Origin of the sequence: Spirosoma endophyticum, from assembly GCF_900112365.1 — a bacterium.
Classification (GTDB): domain Bacteria; phylum Bacteroidota; class Bacteroidia; order Cytophagales; family Spirosomataceae; genus Spirosoma; species Spirosoma endophyticum.
Genome location: NZ_FOLQ01000002.1, coordinates 93,209 through 116,396 on the forward strand (window position 1 = coordinate 93,209; position 23,188 = coordinate 116,396).

The window sequence follows — 23,188 nt, forward strand, 5'->3', positions numbered from 1 at the left end:
ACTCACTCTCAAGCCAAGCCCCCTTTAGGGGGTGGGGGTAGTTAAGCTTGTTAATAATAGCAAAGACATGAAACCATTTCGATTATTCTATACGCTCTTGTTAGTGGGCGCGCTCTCCCTAACACAGACCAGTTGCAATAAAGTACTGGAACTGGACCCCCTGGACCAGCTTTCGGATGCTGCCTACTGGACATCACCGAATGACTTTCTGCTGGCTGCCAACGGGTTCTATCCGTACATGCGGACGTTTGCCGACGTAGTGTATGACAACGTGCCGAACGCCACAACTCAGAATTACCATTCGGATTACAAGTCGGATATCGTGGCCTCACAAAATATTTTCAGCCGTGGCCTGAATACCGTACCCACGACCGATAATCCGTATAGCAACGGCTACTCCCGCATCCGGAATATTAACTACCTGCTGAGCAAGGCGCCAGCCTATCCGACACCGGCCGAGATCAGCAAATACGTAGCGGAAGCGAAGTTTTTTCGGGCGTACATCTATTTTGATCTGCTCCAGATTTACGGCGGTGTTCCCATTATCAGCAAGTTGCTGGCACCCAATTCGCCCGAGTTACAGGCACCCCGCAATACCCGCGATGAAGTTGTCGATTTCGTCATCAAAGATCTCAACGAAGCCATTGCCGATCTGCCGAATAAAACGGGTCAGACGGCGGCCGAACTGGGACGTATCAATAAAGAGGTGGCTCAGTCGTTTCTGGGTAGGGTCGCGTTGTATGAGGGAACGTGGCAGAAATTTCGGTCGGGCGCACGGGCCAATGCGCTGCTGGACGTAGCGATCAGTGCGAGTGGTGCCGTGATCACGGGCGGCCAGTATAGCCTGTTTGCGCCGGCGGCACTGGGCGATTCGGCGCAGAAATACATGTTCATTCTGGAAAACCAGAAGTCGAATCCGGCTAGTATTCAGAAGTCGGCCAACAACGAATACATCCTGGCGAACCGCTACGACCAAACAGTACGGATGATCAACAACAACGTTACCCGGTCGGCGGGCGTGGGGCTGACGAAGGGTTTTGTGAACATGTACCTGAGTAAAGATGGCCTGCCAATCGAGAAGTCACCCCTGTTTAAAGGGTATGCTACAATGACGTCTGAGTTCGAGAATCGTGATAACCGAATGCGGTACAACATGCGTATTGCGGGTGGTTATTACTGGTCGTCAAACGCCAACTGGCGGATCGACTGGACGAACGGTCCGGCTGATCGGGCTAATGCCGATGGATCGCCTTTCAAGCCGTATGCCAATGGTTTGTCAGGCTATTCCAGTCAGAAATTTATTGGGGAACGGCAGGTGCCTGACAATCAGGAAGGATTCGACTATCCAGTAATTCGGTATGCTGAAGTGCTGTTAAATTACGCAGAGGCCATTTATGAACGTAACGGAACCATCAGCGATGCTGATCTGGACAAATCCCTGAATCTGGTCCGTAATCGGGTAAACAAAATCATGCCGAAACTGAGCAATCAGTTTGTAACGGCGAATGGTCTCAACATGCAAACCGAAATTCGGCGGGAACGTACTATCGAATTATACATGGAAGGTTTCCGGCTCGATGATCTGAAACGCTGGAAAACGGCTGTTGACGTGTTGACCAAACCGTTAGTAGGTATCAAATGGACGGGCACTGAATTTCAGACGCTCTGGCCGTCGCAAGCCGCTACGGCGAAGGATGCCCAAGGGAACCTCATCGTGGACGGTAGCCGGTCGTTCAGCGAGAAAAATTACCTGTTGCCAATCCCTTCCCAGCAGATTCAGTTGAACCCGCAACTGACCCAGAATCCGGGCTGGTAATCCATTCATGTACTCTTCCCATGTGACGCAAGCAGGGCTTTTAGAATAAATAACCTAAAAGCCCTGCTTGCTCAAACCATTAACGCCAGGCGCCTGACCTACGGCGATGGGGTTTGTCATGCCTAATCTATCTGAAAATCATCTTTCTTCTATTCCTTTCTCCTAAAAACTCGCGTATGAATTTCGTCACCACTACGTCCGATCTTGCCAATTCAAGGCCTTCCAGAAAGTCCTACTTTTTGATCGGAATTATCACGGTCCTGTCGTTCGTTTTTGTCGTTTCGTAGACATCTTTTGCGCAGTCATTTGTGCATCCAGGTCTGCTGCATAAACAGGCCGATCTGGATCGGATGAAAGCTAAAATTGATGCCAACACGCAACCCTGGAAAGCGAGTTGGGACATTCTGGTGGCGAACTCTCATTCGTCGCTGACCCGGGCGTTTACCAACCCTGTACCAGCTACGATTTACCGGGGGTTTAATGGCACGAATGCCGAGAACTATGCGTCTCTTTTTCGGGACGCGGCATCGGCGTACGCAACGGCCCTGCGGTGGAAAATAACGGGTGATGCTGCCTACGCCGAGAAGTCAATCGCGATCATGAACGCCTGGTCTGCGTCGCTAACAACCATTAGTGGTACGTCGGATAAGTTTTTGTTGGCGGGTATTCAGGGGTATCAACTGGCGAATGCGGCCGAAATTATGCGTACCTACAGCGGCTGGGCTCCCGCTGATCTTGCCCGTTACCAGAACTGGATGCTGACCGTTTTTTATTCGATGAACCACGACTTTCTGGTCAATCACAACGGTGCCTGCATCAGCAATTACTGGGCCAACTGGGATCTGTGCAACATGGCGTCCATGCTCAGCATCGGCGTCCTATGCGACCGACGGGACATCTACAACGAAGCCGTTGATTACTTCAAAAACGGGGCTGGCATGGGTTCGATCAAGAACGTAGTGCCGTATGTGTACGGCGACCTTGGTCAATGGCAGGAAAGCGGTCGCGATCAGGGACATACAGTGCTTGGCGTTGCGCTGGCCGGTACGTTCTGCGAAATGGCCTGGAATCAGGGGGATGATTTATATGGATACGACGACAACCGGCTGCTGAAAGGCTTTGAATATATCGCCAAATACAACCTGGGGTATGAGGTTCCGTACACTACCTACAGTAATTGCATTGGGGTTGTTCAGCCAATTGTGTCAGAAGATGGGCGGGGGAATATCCGTCCGGTTTGGGAACTAGTGTATAATCACTACGTCAATCGGAAAGGATTGGTAGCCCCTTATATAACTCGCTTTGCGCAGATCGTGCGGCCCGAGGGCGGGGGCGGTAACTACGGCCCCAACAGCGGAGGCTACGACCAGTTGGGTTATGGAACGCTGGCGTTTTCGCTGGATGAGCCAGTCAAGCCCAATAACCAGACTATTACGTTCCCCGCCATCGCCAGTAAGGAATTCGGTGCCGCCGATTTCAATCCGGGTGCTACGGCCAGTTCGGGTTTGCCGGTCGTTTATTCCAGCTCGAATCCGGTCATCGCGTCGGTGAATGCGGATGGAACGATTCACGTATCGAAACCGGGCACAACGACCATTATTGCCCAGCAAATGGGTGATTCTCAGTACAACCTGGCACCGGTTGTTTACCAAACACTGACCGTAAACCAGATTCCCGGTGTGACGGATGGCACCTGGACGAACACCGCAGGCATTACGACCAGCACGATCTCATCAACCGCTGGCAGTGCTGATCTCACCTGGCCGGGGCAGACCTTCGTAGTGGGCGATCTGGTTCGGTTAACGGGAACGGTTCCGGGTGGTTTCATCGCCAATACGGCTTATAACGTAGTGGCTGTCAATGGTAGCAAGATACAGCTATCCCAACGGCCGGGCGGAACGGCTGTTGTCGCTACGTCTGCCATCGCTAATGGAACCGGTTTGCGCTTTCTGAAATGGTCGACGGCGACCAACTGGAGTGGATCGATTATTCCGGGGGGTGTTCAATCGAATGCTACGTTCGGGCCAACGAGTTTTGGTACTATTGGGGGCGTGACGCTGGATGGCAACATCACCGTCGGCACCCTGACCTATGCCGCCAATGGAACGGGGGAGTTGCACCTGGCCAGCGGCCTGAATGGCGGCACCCTAACCTTCCAGACGCTCTCGGGAACACCATTACTAAACATGATCAACAGTGGTGCCCGGAAGCTTTTTATGGGAAATGCCAACAACAATTCGAGGGTGCCGTTGAAAATTGCCGGGACGCAGGGATTGAAAATCATGACGCCCATATACGGCAGCAGTGGCTCGTATGCCGGTTTACGCATTCAGGCCGCGATGGACTGGAGTGGCATGATGGGTGGAATTAATCTGGCACAAGGCACCATTGAACTGCACAACACCACCAACAGCACCACCGATGCCAACGACGTGTTGTTGCCACCCCGACGGTTTACAATGGGCACCGATGCCACCGCCGTTCTGGTATTCAACGGGGCCAATTTGTACACCAGTAAACAAACCATTGGCGCACTGGATGGAACGGATATGGCCTATATTATTTCCCGAAATGCGCTGACGAACGGCGTTTCTACGCTGGCGATTGGTGCCGATAATCAGGATGGTACGTTTGAAGGAACCATTGGGTCGGGACCTACCGCTGATGCTGTCGACAAAGGCCGGGTGAACCTCGAAAAAATAGGGACGGGCACCCAAACTATCACCGGAGCCATCAAGAACGGGACGACAACTATTGGCGGAACGCCGTTCTACTCGACCGTAACGGTAACGAATGGAAAACTGATCCTGAACGGTGCAAATGAATATTTGGGGGCTACGACCGTAACGAGTGGCTCGCTTGTGGTAAATGGGTCGCTGGTTAGCCCCATTGCGGTTAGTGGTGGGGGGGTGGCAGGCACAGGTACCAGCACCGCTTCAGTAACCGTCGGAACAGGGGCAGGAACTGGGGCCGCCATTGCGCCCGGTAATTCGGTGGGTACGTTCACGACCTCAGCAGGACTTTTACTAAACGCCGATGCTACGTATCAACTTGAATTCAACAGCAATCAGGCGTCGTTCGATAAGCTCGTTGCCAATGGGGTCACGATCAATAACGCCCTGTTGGCGATCACGGATGTAGGAACGGGCGGTACGTTGCCGACGGGGACCAGTTATGTTATTGTCGATAACACGAGTAGCTCGCCAGTAACCGGCACGTTCAACGGATTAGCCGAGGGGAGTATGGTTACTCTAGGAACAAATAGCTTCCAGATCACCTACCTGGGCGGGACTGGAAATGATGTAGCACTTCGTGTGGCGAACGCCCTTGTGCCAGATCTGGTCCCCATTATGAATGTGCTGCCCTCCACTTTATACGGAACGTCTTCCATCGCGGTGGTGGTCGATGTACTGGAACTCAATTCGGTAACCACCAATGGGCCGATTACGATCCGGCTCACGAAAGATCCGCTGGTCAGTCTGTCCTTGAATCCTGAACTCACTACGTTAGGCGGCAGAAATGTGCAGAATAGTGTCTGGACACTGGATAATTCGGATCAGAATGTCTACATACTGACAACCAATTCAGCGATCATAGCAGGCAGCAAACTTTCTGTCGGTTTAATGGGGCAAATAACGCCGGGCAATACCAAAGGTGTGCTGTCGCTTAGTGTTGTGGTGCAGGGCGATAATATAGGTGAAGTGACAAACACCAATAACGCCGACGCCGAACAGATCAATTATTTCCAGCGCTAGGCTGCTGATCAAGCGTCCCTGTCGGTCATTCATGGAAAACTAATCAGGGCTGGCGGGTATGGCCGCCGTACGAATGACTACTTACAGGCAATGAGCAGCGTGCATCGTTTCTGCTGCTGCCTGTAAGCCTTCTGTTTTTGAATGATACCGTTTGATTACGAATAGCATGTGGATCAATAAATTCTTCTTAGGATGCTTGTGGATGTGTCTGGGATTTGTTTGTCCGTCTCAGGCGCAGGTCTGGCAATGGTCAACGGCTGTTCAATCCGATATTTCACCCGAAACCAACGACCATCCGCAGGCTTTTCTGTGGATTCCCGAGTCCTGCAAGTACGTACGGGGCGTCGTGGTTGGTCAGCATAACATGCTGGAAGAGGGCATTCTGGAGCATGCCAATTTCCGTAAGAAACTAACGCAACTGGGCTTTGCCGAAGTCTGGGTGACACCGGCCATTGACGTACCATTCGATTGGGTAACATCCCGCTCTAACAATGGAGCCGGGGCCGAATTTAACGACATGATGACCCGGCTGGCGAAGATTTCCGGTTACGGCGAATTGACAATGGCCCCCATCGTGCCCATGGGTCATTCGGCTCTGGCCAGCTATTCCTGGAATTTTGCAGCCTGGAATCCCGGGCGTACCCTCGCAGCCATTTCCATTCACGGCGATGCACCGCTCACCAAACTTACCGGCAGCGGTCGACCCAATCCTGATTGGGGGAGTCGTACCATCGAAGGCGTTCCCGGTTTAATGGTCATGGGCGAATATGAGTGGTGGGAAGATCGGCTTACTCCGGCGTTTGACTACGTAGCGAAACATCCAAACACACCCTTTAGCTTACTCGCCGATGCCGGGCGTGGCCATTTCGACTATTCCGATGAGCTGGTCGATTTTCTGGCGTTGTACATTGAAAAAGCGGCTACGTATCGGTTACCCGACAAGCCAGGTTCCAAAGATAGCGTCATTCTAAAACCCGTCAATCTCAGGAACGGCTGGCTGATGGACCGTTGGCGAAAAGATAGCTTACCGACCGCCAGTTCTGCGCCTTACGGCTCCTACAAGGGCAAAAAAGACGTGGCCGTCTGGTGTTTCGATAAAGAAATGGCCGATGCTGCCGAAGCGATTTACCAGAAAGCACGAGGCAAAAAACAGCAATACCTCGGCTTTCAGCAGGCCGGTAAACTCCTGAATCCGACCAAAACGCACGCCAATTATCAGCTACAGTTTTTGCCAGACGCCGATGGTATTACGTTCCACCTGAAAAGCGTGTTTACCGATAGCTCGCGGGTGCAGCCCACGGCGAATCACGCCAGCACGGGAATTTCAGTGGATCGGATTTGCGGTCCCGTGAAAAAGCTCAATGACACTACGTTCCAGCTCAGCTTTTACCGCATGGGATTCAATAACCCGAAACGCTCTAACGATATCTGGCTGCTAGCGTCTGCCAACGGCGATCAAATCTACAAGAGCATGGTGCAACAGGCCGACTTGCGATTTCCCTTGACGAATAAAGAAGGCAAGCCACAGACAATCAGCTTTCCGCCTATACCAGATCAAACGATCGGGATAAATTCGTTGCCGCTCAACGCTACGTCGGATGCGCTACTGCCAGTGCAGTATTACGTGAAGGAGGGGCCTGTCATCGTTCAGGATAATCAACTGGTCTTTACAAGAATTCCACCCCGTAGTAAACTACCCATGAAAGTAACTGTAGTCGCCTGGCAATATGGCACAAGTGTCGGTGCTAAAGTGCAATCGGCCATGCCGGTTGAGCATGCGTTTTTCATAACGGGTAAGAGCAAGTGATGAGAATTCGCGTAATCACGTGCGGTTTCACCCCCAACCCCCTGAAGGGGGCTTTCGTTGAGAATAGTCAAGCTAAGCCCCCTTCAGGGGGTTGGGGGTGGAACCGCACCAAGATAATTTGCTTAACCTTAATCAATTGACCCAATATCTGTGAAATACCTTCTCAAATCCCACCTGTTCTTTTCAATCTGTCTCCTGTTATTCGCGCTTTGTCTAACCGTAACTGCGCAGGCCCAGAAGGCACATCCATACCTTTTTTATACGCCACAACGTACCGAGCGGCTGAAAGAACGAATCAAAACTGATACGTTGCTGGCCAATCGCTGGAATGCCCTACGGCAACGCTGCGATACATGGGTTGGTGAGGCCAAAGGAGGCAATATGGAGCAACTGGCGCTGGCTTACACCATGACGAATGACAAACGCTACGCCGAACGGGCTAAAGCATTGCTGTCGGACTTGGTAGGTAGGCAAGCCTGGGATGGCATGGACGATCGGACACCCCGGTGGAACGCCGGACTTGGTACCAGCCATAATAACTGGGCCGCTTCCGTCACCTACGACGCCATTTATACGGCCTTGTCCAAAGCGGAGCGGAAAGACATTGCCAGTAAGATCGTGACGCTGGGCATCGAGCCATCCATCGCCGACTGGGTCTCGAAAGACAAGCGTATCCAGTCGCTGAACAACATGGGGCACAACTGGTGGGCGGCTGTGGTTTTTGAAGCGGGCATTGCCTCGCTCGCGGTAATGAGCGATGTGCCGGAAGCCAAAAAATGGGCGGGCGATATTATGCAGGATAGCAAACAATGGTTTGCCTTTGCGGGGAGTATTCTGGAAAATAAGCCATCCAACTTTGACCCATCCGGTGGTTTTTACGAGAGTGTTAGCTACGCCAATTATGGCGTATCGGAATATCTGTTGTTCCGGCTGGCGTATACAAATGCGACGGGCGCGATAAAAATGCCCTACGATGAACTACTGCAGAAAACCGTCGACTGGTTCATCAATGTCTCGTACCCCCGTACGGAAAGACCCCTGCTGTCGCTGAATTTTGGTGACAGCAATGACTTTGCCAATGGCGACCGGCCCGCCAAGTTGCTGATGGCTTTAGGTTTGGGTAAAGACCAATATTACTGGTACCTAAAACACACAGCCGTACGACGGTCCGACCAGAATAAATTTGGTGAAGATCTGAATGTAAATACACCAATGGGGTTGCTCTATCAGCCGGAAAATAAGCCTGCTCCAACTGCTCCGGCCTTACCCGCTTCGGCGCTCTATTCATCAATGGGCTGGGGAATGCTACGGTCATCGTGGAAGCTGGATGCTACGTTGCTGGGTGTGAAATGCGGCTTTACCTGGAACCATGCCCATGCTGACGCAGGCTCGTTTGTGCTGTATCACAAAGGCGAAAATCTGTTGATTGATGGTGGCGATGTAGGCTATGGCAACCCGGAATACAGCAGTTATTTCGTCACCAGCCGGGCGCATAACGTGTTGATGTTCAATGGTGAGGCTCAGGACTCCCGCGACCAGTATGGCGCCGTAAAAAATCCCGGCCATTTAGACAACATGCTGGATGGGGGCTATGTAAAGTATCTGCTGGCCGATGCCACCGGCCCGACCGCCAAAAACTTCCTGCGTAATTACCGCAATTTCCTGTGGATCGGGAATGTGATTCTGGTGATTGATGATGTAAAGACCTATGAGATCGGGAAGTTTGATTACCTCCTGCATTTTGCCGATAAGGCAGTGAAGCGGGGCCCCGATCTGGAAATTACGAAAGACAGTGCTGCCATCCTTTTTCGGCCTTTATATCCCGAAACATTGCCCTTAGGATACCCGCACGATTTCCCCGAAAAAATGAAGTATCGCACCGAGTTTGGGCTGAAAGACCGGACGACCAATGTGCAGATTCCGTACTACATTCTATCGCCCCCCGAAAAAAGCGACCGCACCAAATTCGTGAACGCCATTATCCTGCTGGATGAAACCAACAAGTCAGTCAAAGCTTTTACGGGTTCGTCGGGCGCCAGTGGCGGTGCCGGTCGTAGCAATCTGCCGGTAATCGAAAAGTTTGAAGGGACAAATTACATGGGCGTACGTATCACACAAAACGGTCAGGTAACCGAGGTGTACATTAATCTGTTGGCCGATGGACGGTTGATGCACCGCAATGCTAATGCAACAATAAACGGGTGGGAGACTGATGCCTATATCTCGGCCGTTACGTTTCCCGAAGGTGCTGACCGGCAAGACCCGTCTCAGCTATCAGCTTTCTTTATCAGCAATGGCAGTTACCTCCGCCGAAACGGCAAGCCTTTGTTCAGCTCTCTGTCCAAAGTGTTTATGTATGCTGCGAAGGAGTCTGGGAATCAGGTAAACGTGCAGCTACAGGGCCAACCGCTGATACGGGCCTCTTTAGGATTCGGTAAAGTCAACAAACTGACCGTCAACAACAAAGCCGTAACCCCGCAATATGACACCGATAAGATGTTGCTGATTGCTATTGAGGAAACCAAGTAATCGTAATTATCATAAAAATCTGCGTTCTCTATTATTAAATACATGACACGTTTTAGCCTCCTGATTTTTGCGCTTTTATCGACTCGGCTAGCCTTCAGCCAAACTACTCCAACTATCCGGCTACAATCCCCCGATGGCAAACTGGACGTAGTGTTTTCGCAGAAAGAAATCAGTCCTGGAAAACGCCAGATGACGTATCGGGTTGATTTTCAGACTAAACCCGTTATTCTTGAATCGGGGCTGGGTATTCAGGTCGATAATCACATTTTTGAGCAGGCGATGGCTCAGAAAGTATCGAGTCCGGTGGGGGCAGCGGGTGCTGGCTGGTGTGATAATCTATCGGTCAAAAACGTCGTTAGGACGCAGCGCGATACAACCTGGAAACCCGTTTATGGCGAACGAAGCCAGATTCGGGATCACTACAACCAGATCGAAATTCAGCTTCAGAAAGACGACAACCCCAACTACAAACTGAGCGTCTTTATCCGGGCTTATAACGAGGGCATTGCCATTCGCTACTTTTTCCCCGAACACCCGCAGGGCTTGTATCATCGCGTGATGGCTGAAAACACGGAGTTTACGCTGCCCGCTGATACCAGAGCCTGGTTCACGGGTTGGGCGCAGGGCGCATATTCACTACGTCCCTTAGAAAATTGGCCAGACATGGCTGAGCGCCCGTTGACGCTCCAACTGCCCAATGGGCCTTGTGTCAGTCTGGCCGAAGCCGCCCTGACCGATTACGCCATGACGAAGTATAAACTGGTACCTGACAAGCCGAACACCATCGTAACGTCCATGTATGAAAGTGCCGATCTGATGTCGGATGTGGGCACGCCCTGGCGCGTGATCATGGTAGCTGACCGGCCCGGCCAGCTTCTCGAAAATAACGACATACTGCTGAACCTGAATCCACCCACTACGTTGGTCAATACCGACTGGATCAAGCCGGGGAAGGTGATGCGCGAGGTAACACTCACCGACGAAGGTGCCAATGCCTGCATTGATTTTGCGGCTGCCCATAACCTGCAATACATCCTGTTCGACTGGAAATGGTACGGTCCGGCCTTTAGTTTCAATTCGGATGCAACCAAGGTGGTTGCCAAAATGGATCTCCAGAAAATCATCGAATACGGTAAGTCGAAAGGACGGTCCGGCGCTCCGGTTGGGATAATTCTGTACGTCAATCTGCAAGCCCTTTACAAACAGATGGACGAGCTGTTTCCCTTGTATAAAAAATGGGGTGTTAAAGGGGTGAAGTTTGGTTTTGTGCAGGTTGGGTCGCACCGCTGGATGACCTGGCTCACCGAGGCCAAACGCAAGGCAATGGAGAACGGACTAATGGTCAACGTCCACGATGAATATCGGCCAACGGGCACCAGTCGCACCTACCCGAACGTGATGACGCAGGAAGGGATTCGGGGCAACGAGGAGTTCCCGGATGCGACACACAACACCGTGTTGCCATTTACGCGCTATATCGTCGGGGCTGGAGATTACACCATTTGCTACTACGACAAGCGCCTGAAAAATACGCACGCCCACCAATTAGCGATGAACGTAATTTCGTACAGCCCGTTGCAATCGGTGTTCTGGTACGACAAACCTGCGCTGTATGGTGGTGAACCCGAAATTGAATTCTTTGAGAAAGTACCGACTGTCTGGGATGAAACGAAAGTGATTCACGACGCCATCGGTGAGTACGTGACCATTGCCCGACGTAGTGGTAGTGACTGGTTTGTCGGGACCATCAGCAATAACGATGGTCGCAGTTTGAAACTCCCGCTGGATTTTCTGCCAAAAGGAAAAAATTACACCGCTCACATCTATTCCGACGACCCGGCCGTGCCAACCAAAACCCAAGTACGGGTAACAACCCAAAAAGTGAAAGCCGGCCAGTCGCTAGACATGAAATTGCTGCCGAGAGGTGGGCAGGCTGTTTGGTTAACACCGGTTTTGTAAGAACGCAACCCTACGTATATGCGATATACCTTCCTGTTTTCCTTCCTGATTTCCCTTCAGAGTTTTGCGCAGAAACCATCTGTCAACGCCAGCAAACAACTGGATTACTGCGTGGCTCAGTTAAAAAAAGCGGTACCCGAACAAACCGATTATGCCCGGGAGCCCCGGCGGATTCCGGCTGGGCAGAAAAACTGGAACACGGTGGCCGTGACCGACTGGACGAGCGGGTTCTGGCCGGGAACGCTCTGGTATGCCTACGAATACGCAAAAGATCCATTTCTGAAAGCAAAGGCCGAGGGCTTCACCGAATCGCTGGCGACGGTGTTGAATAAGCCCGTTGTTGACCACGATCTGGGTTTTCAGTTCTACTGTAGCTATGGCAACGGGTACCGCCTGACCAAAAGCCCGGCCTACAAGAAAATCCTGCTCCGGGCTGCCGATTCGCTCGCTACATTATTTAATCCGAAAGTCGGTACAATTTTGTCGTGGCCCCGACCCGTACCCAATATGGAATGGCCGCAGCACAACACCATCATGGACAACATGATCAACCTCGAACTGCTGTTCTGGGCGTCGAAAAATGGAGGAAGCAAAAAGCTGTACGACATTGCCGTGAGCCATGCTACAACCACGATGAAAAACCACTTTCGGCCTGATTGGACGTCCTACCACGTAGTGGTTTATGACAAACAGACTGGCAGGAAGATTAAAGGAGTGACCCATCAGGGCTATGCGGACAACTCCATGTGGGCGCGTGGACAAGCCTGGGCTATCTACGGCTTCACGATGTCGTACCGCGAATCGGGTAGGAACGAATTTCTGGAAACAGCCCAGAAAACCGCTGACGTATTCATCAAAAATCTCCCCGCCGACCACGTTCCGTATTGGGATTTCAACGCGCCGGATATCCCAGATGCACCGCGTGATGCGTCGGCTGCGGCTGTCGTTTCATCGGCGCTGCTCGAACTCTCGACGCTGGTTAAGGATAAGGCCTTGCAGGTGAAATACCGTGCTGAAGCTGAAGCCATGCTGGCGTCGCTCTCGTCCGACACGTACCAGAGCCATGCAGTAAACAATGCGTTTTTGCTGCACTCAACGGGACACAAACCCAACAATTCTGAAATCGACGTATCGATCAACTACGCTGATTACTACTACATTGAAGCGTTATTGCGGTTAAATAAATTGCAGGAAGCGGAGAAATAGCCGTAAATAGTCTTTATCATTAGGTCGCGCGGGTGGAAGCCCGCGCTGCTTAACCATATCGCCTTGATGAAAAAACTGGTTTTTACGTCTGCTCTTTTCCTGGTTGCCCTGATCGCTCAGGCTCAGCAATCCACCGCTCTGAAACTCTGGTATAAACAACCCGCCGGTCAATCCTGGACCGATGCGCTTCCCATCGGCAACGGTCGGTTGGGGGCGATGGTCTATGGAAATCCTGAACAGGAAATTATTAAACTCAATGAATCGACGTTCTGGTCGGGGAGTCCGTCGCGCAACGATAATCCCGATGCACTGGCGGCCTTGCCCGAAATCCGGAAGCTGATTTTCGAGGGGAAAAGTGCAGAAGCGCAGGCACTGGCGGGCAAAGCAATCATTGCCAAAAAGAACTCCGGACAGATGTATTTGCCCGTGGGCGACGTTCGTCTCGATTTTCCAGCGCACCAGACGCCCCAAAATTACTACCGAGAGCTTGATTTGAAACGGGCCATCGCCACTACCACCTACGATGTCAACGGGGTTCATTACAAACGCGAAGCCTTCGTTTCCGTCCCGAATCAGGTCATTGTGCTACGTATCAGCGCCGATAAAAAAAATAGCGTCTCGTTTACGACGCACCTGATGAGTCCGTATAAAACCAGTCTAAAAACGACGACGAATCAACTGGCTATGTCGGGGTTGGGCGTCAGTCATGAGGGCGTTGACGGGAAGGTTCGGAGTCATACACTGGTGAAATTAGTGCCGACCGACGGCCAGTTGTCACGTACTGACAGTACGGTTTCGGTGCAGAATGCGTCGTCGGTGTTGCTGTTTGTATCGATTGCCACGAACGTCAATAACTATCAGGACATTTCTGCCGATGAAGTGAAACGGTGTGCTGACTACCTGAGTCGGGCGGAGAAAATACCCTACACGCAACTGACGGCCAATCACCTGAAAGCATATCAGTCGCTGTTCAATCGGGTAACGTTGAATCTGGGCGAAACACCAGCCGCAAAACTTCCCACCGACGAACGTATCAAGGGGTTTGCCACCGGTAACGACCCCGCACTGGCGAGTCTGTATTTTCAATTTGGCCGCTATTTACTGATTTCGGCCTCGCAACCGACGGGCCAGGCCGCCAACCTTCAGGGTATCTGGAATGCCGATGTCAAACCCGCCTGGGACAGCAAGTACACGATCAACATCAACGCCGAGATGAACTACTGGCCCGCCGAGGTAACCAACCTCTCGGAACTGCACGAGCCACTGCTGCATATGACGCAGGATTTGTCGAAAACGGGTGTCGAAACGGCCCGAACGATGTACGGCGCCCGCGGCTGGATGGCGCATCATAATACCGACATCTGGCGGAGTACGGGGGGCGTCGATGGCGCTTTCTGGGGCGTCTGGCCGATGGGTGGCGCGTGGCTGAGTCAGCACCTGTGGCAGCATTATCTGTACACCGGAGATCAGGCTTTTCTGAAAGCCAACTACCCGGTTCTGAAAGGTGTTGCTACGTTCTATAAAGATTTTCTAATTCCTGAACCAACTCATCAATGGCTGGTTGTGTCGCCGAGTATTTCGCCCGAAAACTCGCCTGCCGGACGCTCTAAAGCCTCCATTGCGGCTGGTGTTACGATGGATAATCAACTGGTTTTCGATGTACTGACCAACGCCATTCGCGCGGCCGAATTACTGAAACAGGATACTCCTTTTGTTGATTCGCTGAAAACTATTCTGAGTAAACTGCCGCCCATGCAGATTGGCAAACATGGGCAACTGCAGGAGTGGCTCGAAGATCTCGACGATCCAAACGACAAACACCGGCACATTTCACACCTCTACGGCCTGTATCCATCCGCCCAGTTATCGGCCTATCGAACGCCACAATTATTCAGGGCGGCACGTAACACACTCGAACAGCGGGGCGACGTATCGACAGGCTGGTCGATGGGGTGGAAAGTAAACTGGTGGGCGCGGCTGCTGGACGGGAATCGCGCGTACAAACTGATCACGAACCAACTTTCGCCGGTAGGTACCCAGCAGGGTGGAGGTACATATACGAACCTGTTCGACGCCCATCCGCCGTTCCAGATCGACGGTAATTTTGGTTGCACGGCGGGCATCGCCGAAATGCTCATGCAAAGTCACGACGAGGCTATTCACCTGCTTCCTGCTCTGCCCGATCGCTGGCCATCGGGCAGCGTCAGTGGCCTTCGGGCGCGGGGTGGATTCGAAATTGTTTCCTTACTCTGGAAAGATGGGAAAGTGGCAAGCGTAACGATCAAATCGACGTTGGGGGGCAACTGCCGGATTCGCGTCCCGAACGAAATGAAAGCCAAAGGATTCAAAACGGTACTCAATGCGGCTACCAATCCGAATCCATTTTTTCAGGCACTCGCTATCAAAGATCCCATCGTATCGCCCGATGCCCAACTGATCATGGCAAAACCAAGAATTGGCCAGGTGTATGATTTCATGACGCAACCGGGAAAAAGTTATACGCTGAATTTGTAGAGACCGGTCCGCCGGTGCGGCAACCCCTTGCGTTTTCTTGTCTGGATGGCCTCTCACCCGGATAGTTTAGGCTGACGCATCAAATTGCTGACGCCTGAGGAGACGCAAGGGATTGCGTCTCCTCAAAAAACAACCCTTAAAAAGGGTATACCTACCATCGATAGTACTATTTGTAGGTAATAGAATCAGAGGTTTTCTGACTTCTGATTTCTACTACAAAGTGCATCAGCAAGCTACGTAGTCTATTGGAATGTAAAGTAGTCATATCCTATTATGCCTCGTAACCCATCAAGGCGAACCTTCCTCAAATCGTCCGCTTTGATCGGATTGGTTCCCCATGTTGTACCAGATACGGCTTTCTCCGACGCATCATCGGCTGGAGCCGTCAACGAAACGGGTCTTGTTTTCCTGTTTCAGGGCGATTCCATTACGGATGGTAACCGGGGAAGAAATGCGGACCCCAATCACATTATGGGACACGGGTATGCATTCTCGGTGGCCAGTCGAATTGGTGCCGATTTTCCGGAACGTGATTTTGCGTTTTACAACCGGGGAGTCAGCGGCAACAAAATAACTGATCTGCAAAAACGCTGGCAAACGGATACACTGGACCTTAAGCCGGATGTGCTCAGTATCCTGATTGGCATCAACGACACCGCAGCGACCATCAGTAAACCCGCCGAAGCGACTACTCTTGAGCAGTTCGAAACGATCTACCGCAGTTTGCTGGAAGAAAGCCGACGTAGCAATCCAGACGTTCTGTTCGTGCTGGGTATTCCGTTTGTGTACCCGGTGGGCAAGCGCACTGAAAACTGGGAGCGTTGGCGGGATGATACCGCTAACCGGCAGGCGGTTGTCCGGAAGCTGGCAGCTGAGTATAACGCCGTTGTCGTCGATTATCCGGCTGTGCTGGACAAAGCCATTGCGCAGAAAAAAGCTGAATACTGGGTTTGGGATGGCATTCATCCGACAGTATTTGCCCACGAACTAATGGCCCGCGAGTGGATTAAGCAGGTAAGTTTTCGATTGAAATTTTTGAAAAAATACAGGCATAGTTTCTGAAAAAAATCCTCTCAGCAGGGGGCGTTGTACCTATTGACAAGCAATCAATGAAAAAAATAGTATCGTTTTGCTACGTTGGTCTGGTTCTGTCGCTGGTACTTATACAGGGAGTTGCACAGGCAGCCAAACCGCCGTATCAGGCGACATCGCCCGATGGCAAAACACGTATGGAGCTAACCGTCAATGACCAGAAACAACTGGTGTATCGGGTGACTTTCGAAGGCAATCCGGTGGTAGATTGGTCGGCGTTGGGGTTTCAGCTAACTAATCTGGCTGTGGGGGAAAATGCGGTTATTACGAAACAGACCCAACGGACTAACAAGGAACAAGTTGCCTGGCCACTGGGAGAGAAGGATATCATTCAAAATAATTATCAGGAACTAACGCTGGACTGTCGGTCTCGGGGACTCCATTACAAGATTATTGCCCGGGTGTTTGATGGAAGTGTGGCGTTTCGCTACGTTCTTCCCCAACAAAAGGGAAAGGAAGTCATTCCGGAGGAGCGAACTATATTTACCCTGACTGACGCCTACACGATTTATCAGTACAACGAAGAGTCTGTTTTTACGCCGGTTGCCGTCAATAAGCTGGACAAAACCTGCGATTTTCCGGCTACGTTGACCAATGGTAAATTCTTCATTTCCCTTGGCGAAGCCAGTAACGATTCTTACACGAAAGCCGTATTAGCAAAAGGCCCGGCGGCCAATTCGATGGCTGTTGCTTTTCTTAAAGATTCGGTCACTACGTCCGCTGATTTTCAGACCCCCTGGCGCACGATCAGCATCGCCACGTCGGCTATCGGGCTGCATCAATTCAGCGACTTGCCACTGCGGTTAACGCCACCCGTGAAGGAAGTTTAGAGCTGGATAAAACCCGGCAAACTTATCCGTTCGTCGCTGACAACACAGGCCGGTCTGGATTGCATCGATTTTGCGGCTAAACACGATTTTCAGTACATCCTGTTCGATGCAGGCTGGTACGGTGCCGAGTTCCGGGGTAGCTCCGATCCGACAAAACCCATCCCGGCAATTGATATGGCGAAGGTTATTCAGCATGGGAGAGACAAAAATATAGGCGTCATTCTTTACGTCAACCGCGTTGGCCTTCGGGCCAAACTGGACACCATCTTGCCACTTTACAAAAAATGGGGTGTAACGGGATTGAAATTTGGATTCGTGGACGGCCTGAGCCAGGAGGGGATTAGCTGGCTGGCGGGGGCCATCAAAAAAGTGTACGACTATGGCTTTATTCTGGATATTCACGACAATTACAAACCTACCGGCCTGAGCCGATCCTTCCCGAATTTGCTCACGCAGGAAGGGATTCGGGGCAACGAGAATAATCCTGATGCGTATCACAACACCGTCCTGCCTTTCACCCGATTTCTGGCCGGAGCCGCCGATTACACGTTCTGTTTTCCGAACTCTAACCGGTTTTTCAACGATAACTTGTACAAGACTAAGTTGCAGGTTAGCAAAGGACAGCAACTGGCGTTGTCGGTGGTGTATTTCAGTCCGTTGCAGGCGATATTCTGGTACGGTAATCCGAACGATTACAACGACGATCAGGAAACGGAATTCTTTAAACGTGTGCCAACCGTCTGGAACGAAACCCATTACCTGACGGGCGATATTGGGAAGTACATCAGCGTTGCCCGGCGGAAAGGAACAAGCTGGTACGTCGGTTCGGTCGCCGGTTTGAGCGATTGGGAAGATGCCGTTCAATTTGATTTTCTGACTAAAGGGAAGTCCTATATCGCTACCATCTACGAAGATGATGCGGCAGGGGGTATTCATAAGCGAACGGTTACCCTGAAACAGGGCGATACGTTCCCGATCAGATTAAGAGCCAAAGGCGGACAGGCTATCGTCATTGACGAACACTGATGTCTTTATAGTTTTACATATCAACTGGGCGTAATAGTTGCCGTAAGCTATTGATTATGACCGATTAATAAGTAAGGGAAGCTAGCTTTTACTGGGGCTTTTACTTTTGAATACGTCCTCAAACGAGGGACTATTCCTAAATCCTAAAAATTAATAATGCTATGCCTCCAACAATAGACATGCTCGAACGGGCTGCCGAAGCGTTAGCCGAGGTTTCTCTTCAGTCGTTTACCGCCACGCCCGCCAGCATCCGGCCCTTTGGTTCCAGTTCACAATTAAAGTGGAAAATTCAGCGCCCTACCGGATCAATCGTTCGCCTTTTCCTTCAGGGAGCAACCGTCAGTACGACGGGCACACGTAGTGTCAGCCCGGACCAGACAACCGTTTACCGAATTGTGGCAAAAGCATCTACTCTCCAGCGGATTCTGGGTTCGGTAACGGTTAACGTTGATACGAGCGCCTGCCTTTCGAGTTCGATCCCGGAATCGACGATTCAGCAAACCGTTCGGGATACGATTACCACTCAGTTGCCATCCAATGACCAGCTCAGTCAACGAAGTCCGGCAACGGTCGAAGTGGCGACGAATGGTATTACCGTAAAACTGCGATTACAGGCGGCCATTAATAATTTCGCTGATCCGGACATTAATGTTGATTTTCGGTTTACGCTGGGTGTCGCGTCGGGACAGGCTGTTGTGACGATTGCCAGTTTCAATACCGATGTTAGCTGGCCCTGGTGGGTGACGGTCGTTACGATAGGGGTTTCGCAGATCATAGAAGAGATTGTTGCCAATCGAATCGAAAAAGGAATTCGGCCGGTACTGCAAACCAGATTGAAAGCGCTGGTAGACGCTCAACTGGCGGCTCTTCCTGCCACGCATCGCCTGCATGCGTTAAGCACTTCAACAGATCAGATAAACTTTACTGTTTGCCCGATCTAAAAAAGAAGGCCCTCTGTGAACCATCAGAGGGCCTTCTTTTGGTCAATGTGACCGGGCTATGTTTCATGCTCTCTAGGCTTACTCGACGCTCGAGTTTAACTGATTACGCCCATAAGAAAGGAAATTGCATCGGGAGAATGCAGAGCCGCTGTTGATTCCATAGTAATCAGGGCAATCTCACTGGCTCTTGCCCGCATCTGTTTTTCGTAGGCTGCAATGGCGGATTGTACATCCGGAAAATTCTCACTGGTGAGGCATTGACTTAACTCCAGCGCATCCTGCATCGCCATATTGACGCCTTCACCGGCGTAGGGAGGCATTAAGTGTGCCGCATCACCCAGCATCGTCAGGTTTGGTACCGCTTCCCACGTCTGGTCGAAAGGCATGCAGTAGAGTGGACGAGGCACAAAAGGAGAAGCAGCCTGTTCAACTAATTCCAGCCATACGTCATCCCAGCCCGCATAGTCGGCTTTGAACCAGGCGAGTACCTGCGCTTTATCGGAGAAGTCGATTCCACTGTCCCGACTCCAGAATTCATCCGTTTTGACACCGGTATAAAACACCAGACTACCATCGCCTTTCGAGCTTACAATCAATGATTTCTCGTCGCCCATAGCAAATATTTTCCCGCCGTTCAGGAGTTTGTGCACCGTCGGACTGGCTGTTTCGGAGTGGTAGACGGCACCTTCTACGGCCGTAACGCCCGAATAAAATGGCTTGATTGGTGTGATGTAAGACCGAAGTTTCGAGTTGGCTCCATCAGCGGCAATCACTACGTCGGCAAGGACAGACGTCCCGTTTTTAAAGTCTATTTTCCAGGAATCATTGTGCGGTGTCAGCGACACAAAATGACTGTCCCACACAACAGTACCCAATTGTAGGGAATCCAGCAAAAGTTGCTGCAACGGGCCGCGATCAATCTCTGGCCGATCCGTTTCGATTCTGCCATTCACATCATCGTCAAACAAAATAGTGGCGCTTTTATCGACGATACGTAGCTTGTCGGCCCCCGGCCGGTAATTCGCCTTAAACGCATCCATCAGCCCAGCTTCGCGTAGGGCCGCCAGTCCCGATTCTTCATGCAAATCCAGCGTAGCGCCTTTAGGTCGGGCATCTTTATCCGTATCCCGTTCGTAGACGTTTACGTCTGCACCCTTCATTTGCAAAAGTCTGGCCAGCGTTAATCCGCCCGGACCTCCGCCCACAATTGCTATTTTCTTGTGTTTAATCGTGTTCATTGTCGTTGTTTACTGTTAGTTATTGTTCTGATCGCATTCCTTTTATTACCATGTCGCAGCAGGCTAAAATCAGGTCTTCGGTGATGATTTGCTGAGGTCGCTCCTGATAATCAAAGTACTCGTTTACCAGATCGAGAAGTGGAGAAAACAACAAAGCCCGGTACACATCAAAAGGAAATTTTCGGATGATACCGGCTGCCACATTACGTTCCCAAAAGCGGTGAACAGGCGCAAAGAAGTGACCTTGTTGAATGTTTGCTTTCTGGTAGGCTTTATTCAGAAGGGGGGAAGCTTTGCCATGTTGAATCAGGGCAAAATGGTGTTTGTTGTCTGTCAAATACCGGAACGTGTTCAGCCAGATTATTTTTACCCCATCGGCAAAATCCATGTCAGGGTTAAAGTTGTCCAGCACCGCTTTTTCATAAGGGCCCAATACGTCGTCGATAAACAGCTTGATCAGAAAATCCTCCTTGTTCTCATACTTGATATAGATCGTACGGGGCGATACGTTAGCTGCTTTCGCTAACTTCTGCATGCTCAGATTTTCCAGCCCTTCTTCCGCAATGAGTTGCAGGGCTATGGTCCGAATGGCTTCCTCTTTTTCTAAATTCTTGGGTCTCATAAGGAGCTTTCCTTCGTTTTCTAAAAGATTTAGCAAAGTAAGTAAATGTTTATTTACTAATGAAATGTCCGTCTAACTTTTTTTGAATGATCTATCGCTGGCTTAGCCGTTGGCAGTGGTCGAATTACTGTTGCGGTACTGAATTTGTCATTCCGAGGAACAAGGAATCATTGGGTAGGGATAATTTGTCCAGCTACCAAAGACCTCGTTCCTCGGAATGACAATATTGGCTTGATTGGCAAAGACTAAACAAATTGTATAAATAAATTCTCCTACTTCACCAGCGTCCGTATCTGTTCCTCCAACTGTCTGGCTTTATCTTGCGCTTCCTTGAGCGGCAAGCCTGTTTTCATTTCGGGGCGTTTATGGCCCGTGGCGGTGAGCCAGGCGTCTTTCATGAGCGTTTGCCGTTCGCCGACCAGCTTTAAAATCTGCTCTCCGTCGGGCACTGTCGATATAGCCGCTTTTATAGTAGAAAAAGGAGCAACATTTTTTTCGCCCAGATAGAGCAGGATGGATTTGGCCATGATCCAGTGGCCTACTTCGCCGGGATGTACACCATCGTTGGCCAGCGCAAAACCGTCAATGGCAAATTGAGCATCTACAGCGCGATGGGCATCCAGGTAGGTTTTCATGGGATAATGCAGGTCGGCCACCTCCCAGTTGGCAGCCGCTTTCTGACTAAGTAACCAAGTGGAATACGTATCGAGGACGCTTGCATAGCCTTTGTCGGGCCCTCTTAATTCGTCGTAAACGGGGGGAGTTAGGTGGATGATTCGGGCACCGGTTTTCGCCAGTTGATCATGTAGCCACTGAATTCCGTCTTTGAATGCTTGAAAACGCTGCTCCTCAAGGGGTAAATAAATACCATCGTTCATGCCATAACAGGCAAAAATAAGATCGGGCTTTGTCTGCTCCAGCACACGTTGCAGACGCTCATGCAAATCAGGCCGAGGGAATCGACCGCCTGCATGACCATCTTCGGAAAGCCCGGAAACTGTTTCGCTGGGTAGGCCTACGTTGATGAATTCGATCTGCCGCTTTGGGTAACGGGTAATGAAATAGGCTTCGATGTCGGTAATGTAGCTGCCCGCGTACGTAATGCTGTTGCCCAGAAAAAGCACTTTGTGTACGGTAGTAGCTATGGGTTGTGCTGATACGGCGAGCGCATAAGAAACGCTGAGCAGAAGGGAAAGTAAAATGCGTTGGTTTTTCATAGACGACTATGAAAAGCCAGGTTGGCTTAAATAACTACTTTTAGCGTAGTACTACGTAGCCTATAGGGAACGAAATAGAATATATCTTCCAGCTTAAAAGGCATACCACCGCATTAGCCGGGCCACTTCTCCAGACCGGCAGCAATGCGCAGGGCTCGCTGAACATCTTCCCAATAAAAACCACTTTCATAACCCGTGGATATACGGTCGCAGATGTCCAGAAAGTCGTTGGCTGCGTCAATTTGTTGCTGCGCAGGCAACGGTTGCTGATCATCTACAGCATGTGTATCAGGTGTAACGTCCATGTCGCCAAAGTTAATGCTACATGTTGTTACTTACTAGGCCATACCGTACTCTGTAATGATCTGACCAAATTGCTGCCAGCCAGTCATATCGGTTTTGATAACAACCCGCCGTAGGGTGGGATTATTCGGCAAGACGTCCCTGGCCTGAATGGCGGTATTGGGTAGATTATTAAGGCGCACCTGCAAATGCCGGGCAAGTGTATCAGAAAGTAAAAAGTTGCCAATGATATTCATGATCAAGTTTATTCGTTGTTCAATACTCTAACTATTTATTGCGTAAAATGTTCAAGGCTAGCTACTTATGTGGAATTTGTTGCCCAGTTAACACCCA

16 protein-coding genes are annotated in these 23,188 nt (G+C 50.9%); 11 read left to right on the plus strand and 5 right to left on the minus strand.

What is annotated here, in order from left to right; translation table 11 throughout:
- The first annotated feature begins 67 nt into the window (after nucleotides 1–67).
- The 11 genes from BM202_RS05490 to BM202_RS05535 all read left to right on the plus strand — a co-directional run bounded on the left by BM202_RS05490 (nucleotide 68) and on the right by BM202_RS05535 (nucleotide 19,475).
- Entirely contained in the window at nucleotides 68–1,816 is a 1,749-nt protein-coding gene (locus tag BM202_RS05490) for a RagB/SusD family nutrient uptake outer membrane protein (protein ID WP_093823837.1), read from the plus strand.
- 308 nt (nucleotides 1,817–2,124) lie between these two features.
- Nucleotides 2,125–5,571 carry an alginate lyase family protein gene (locus BM202_RS05495; protein ID WP_218160518.1) on the plus strand — a complete coding sequence of 1,149 codons (3,447 nt, stop codon included), beginning with the start codon at nucleotides 2,125–2,127 and terminating at the stop codon, nucleotides 5,569–5,571.
- 166 nt (nucleotides 5,572–5,737) lie between these two features.
- A complete protein-coding gene (locus tag BM202_RS05500; RefSeq protein WP_177236547.1) occupies nucleotides 5,738–7,378 on the plus strand; it encodes a hypothetical protein in 1,641 nt (546 codons plus the stop codon).
- A 150-nt stretch (nucleotides 7,379–7,528) separates the two neighbouring features.
- The gene (locus BM202_RS05505; protein ID WP_245776535.1) at nucleotides 7,529–9,907 is read left to right on the plus strand and encodes a heparinase II/III domain-containing protein; all 2,379 of its coding nucleotides are present in this window, start codon (nucleotides 7,529–7,531) and stop codon (nucleotides 9,905–9,907) included.
- Between the two features lie 42 nt (nucleotides 9,908–9,949).
- Nucleotides 9,950–11,866, plus strand: coding sequence for a glycoside hydrolase family 97 protein (locus BM202_RS05510; RefSeq protein ID WP_093823841.1), 1,917 nt, complete (start codon nucleotides 9,950–9,952; stop codon nucleotides 11,864–11,866).
- An 18-nt stretch (nucleotides 11,867–11,884) separates the two neighbouring features.
- The gene (locus tag BM202_RS05515) at nucleotides 11,885–13,072 is read left to right on the plus strand and encodes a glycoside hydrolase family 88 protein (RefSeq protein ID WP_093823843.1); all 1,188 of its coding nucleotides are present in this window, start codon (nucleotides 11,885–11,887) and stop codon (nucleotides 13,070–13,072) included.
- Between the two features lie 66 nt (nucleotides 13,073–13,138).
- On the plus strand, nucleotides 13,139–15,586 hold the full coding sequence (locus BM202_RS05520; RefSeq protein WP_093823845.1) for a glycoside hydrolase family 95 protein: 2,448 nt from the start codon (nucleotides 13,139–13,141) through the stop codon (nucleotides 15,584–15,586).
- A 273-nt stretch (nucleotides 15,587–15,859) separates the two neighbouring features.
- Nucleotides 15,860–16,648, plus strand: a complete 789-nt coding sequence (locus BM202_RS05525; protein ID WP_093823846.1) for an SGNH/GDSL hydrolase family protein — start codon at nucleotides 15,860–15,862, stop codon at nucleotides 16,646–16,648.
- 47 nt (nucleotides 16,649–16,695) lie between these two features.
- Complete coding sequence (locus BM202_RS38120) at nucleotides 16,696–17,508, plus strand: glycoside hydrolase family 97 N-terminal domain-containing protein (protein ID WP_245776536.1); 813 nt, start codon at nucleotides 16,696–16,698, stop codon at nucleotides 17,506–17,508.
- 63 nt (nucleotides 17,509–17,571) lie between these two features.
- Nucleotides 17,572–18,534, plus strand: a complete 963-nt coding sequence (locus BM202_RS38125; RefSeq protein WP_245776591.1) for a glycoside hydrolase family 97 catalytic domain-containing protein — start codon at nucleotides 17,572–17,574, stop codon at nucleotides 18,532–18,534.
- Nucleotides 18,535–18,695: 161 nt separating this feature from the next.
- Complete coding sequence (locus tag BM202_RS05535) at nucleotides 18,696–19,475, plus strand: hypothetical protein (RefSeq protein ID WP_143100638.1); 780 nt, start codon at nucleotides 18,696–18,698, stop codon at nucleotides 19,473–19,475.
- A gap of 95 nt (nucleotides 19,476–19,570) precedes the next feature.
- Here the strand turns inward: BM202_RS05535 and BM202_RS05540 are convergent, their stop codons facing one another.
- The 5 genes from BM202_RS05540 to BM202_RS05560 form a co-directional block, all read right to left on the minus strand.
- Nucleotides 19,571–20,713 (minus strand): FAD-dependent oxidoreductase, encoded by a 1,143-nt coding sequence (locus BM202_RS05540; protein WP_093823851.1) that lies wholly within the window; start codon nucleotides 20,711–20,713, stop codon nucleotides 19,571–19,573.
- A 19-nt stretch (nucleotides 20,714–20,732) separates the two neighbouring features.
- Nucleotides 20,733–21,335, minus strand: a complete 603-nt coding sequence (locus tag BM202_RS05545) for a TetR/AcrR family transcriptional regulator (protein ID WP_093823853.1) — start codon at nucleotides 21,333–21,335, stop codon at nucleotides 20,733–20,735.
- 272 nt (nucleotides 21,336–21,607) lie between these two features.
- Nucleotides 21,608–22,552, minus strand: a complete 945-nt coding sequence (locus tag BM202_RS05550; protein ID WP_093823855.1) for an SGNH/GDSL hydrolase family protein — start codon at nucleotides 22,550–22,552, stop codon at nucleotides 21,608–21,610.
- A gap of 113 nt (nucleotides 22,553–22,665) precedes the next feature.
- Entirely contained in the window at nucleotides 22,666–22,857 is a 192-nt protein-coding gene (locus BM202_RS05555; protein ID WP_093823858.1) for a hypothetical protein, read from the minus strand.
- A gap of 33 nt (nucleotides 22,858–22,890) precedes the next feature.
- Complete coding sequence (locus tag BM202_RS05560) at nucleotides 22,891–23,091, minus strand: hypothetical protein (protein ID WP_093823860.1); 201 nt, start codon at nucleotides 23,089–23,091, stop codon at nucleotides 22,891–22,893.
- Between the last annotated feature and the right edge of the window lie 97 nt (nucleotides 23,092–23,188).

Coding starts and splice junctions, on each gene's coding strand:
- BM202_RS05510 (WP_093823841.1), top strand. CDS start 9,950: ATGACACGTTTTAGCCTCCTGATTTTTGCGCTTTTATCGACTCGGCTA.
- BM202_RS05560 (WP_093823860.1), bottom strand. CDS start 23,091: ATGAATATCATTGGCAACTTTTTACTTTCTGATACACTTGCCCGGCAT.
- BM202_RS05520 (WP_093823845.1), top strand. CDS start 13,139: ATGAAAAAACTGGTTTTTACGTCTGCTCTTTTCCTGGTTGCCCTGATC.
- BM202_RS05525 (WP_093823846.1), top strand. CDS start 15,860: ATGCCTCGTAACCCATCAAGGCGAACCTTCCTCAAATCGTCCGCTTTG.
- BM202_RS05545 (WP_093823853.1), bottom strand. CDS start 21,335: ATGAGACCCAAGAATTTAGAAAAAGAGGAAGCCATTCGGACCATAGCC.
- BM202_RS38120 (WP_245776536.1), top strand. CDS start 16,696: ATGAAAAAAATAGTATCGTTTTGCTACGTTGGTCTGGTTCTGTCGCTG.
- BM202_RS05540 (WP_093823851.1), bottom strand. CDS start 20,713: ATGAACACGATTAAACACAAGAAAATAGCAATTGTGGGCGGAGGTCCG.
- BM202_RS05550 (WP_093823855.1), bottom strand. CDS start 22,552: ATGAAAAACCAACGCATTTTACTTTCCCTTCTGCTCAGCGTTTCTTAT.
- BM202_RS05535 (WP_143100638.1), top strand. CDS start 18,696: ATGCCTCCAACAATAGACATGCTCGAACGGGCTGCCGAAGCGTTAGCC.
- BM202_RS05490 (WP_093823837.1), top strand. CDS start 68: ATGAAACCATTTCGATTATTCTATACGCTCTTGTTAGTGGGCGCGCTC.
- BM202_RS05500 (WP_177236547.1), top strand. CDS start 5,738: ATGTGGATCAATAAATTCTTCTTAGGATGCTTGTGGATGTGTCTGGGA.
- BM202_RS05555 (WP_093823858.1), bottom strand. CDS start 22,857: ATGGACGTTACACCTGATACACATGCTGTAGATGATCAGCAACCGTTG.
- BM202_RS05515 (WP_093823843.1), top strand. CDS start 11,885: ATGCGATATACCTTCCTGTTTTCCTTCCTGATTTCCCTTCAGAGTTTT.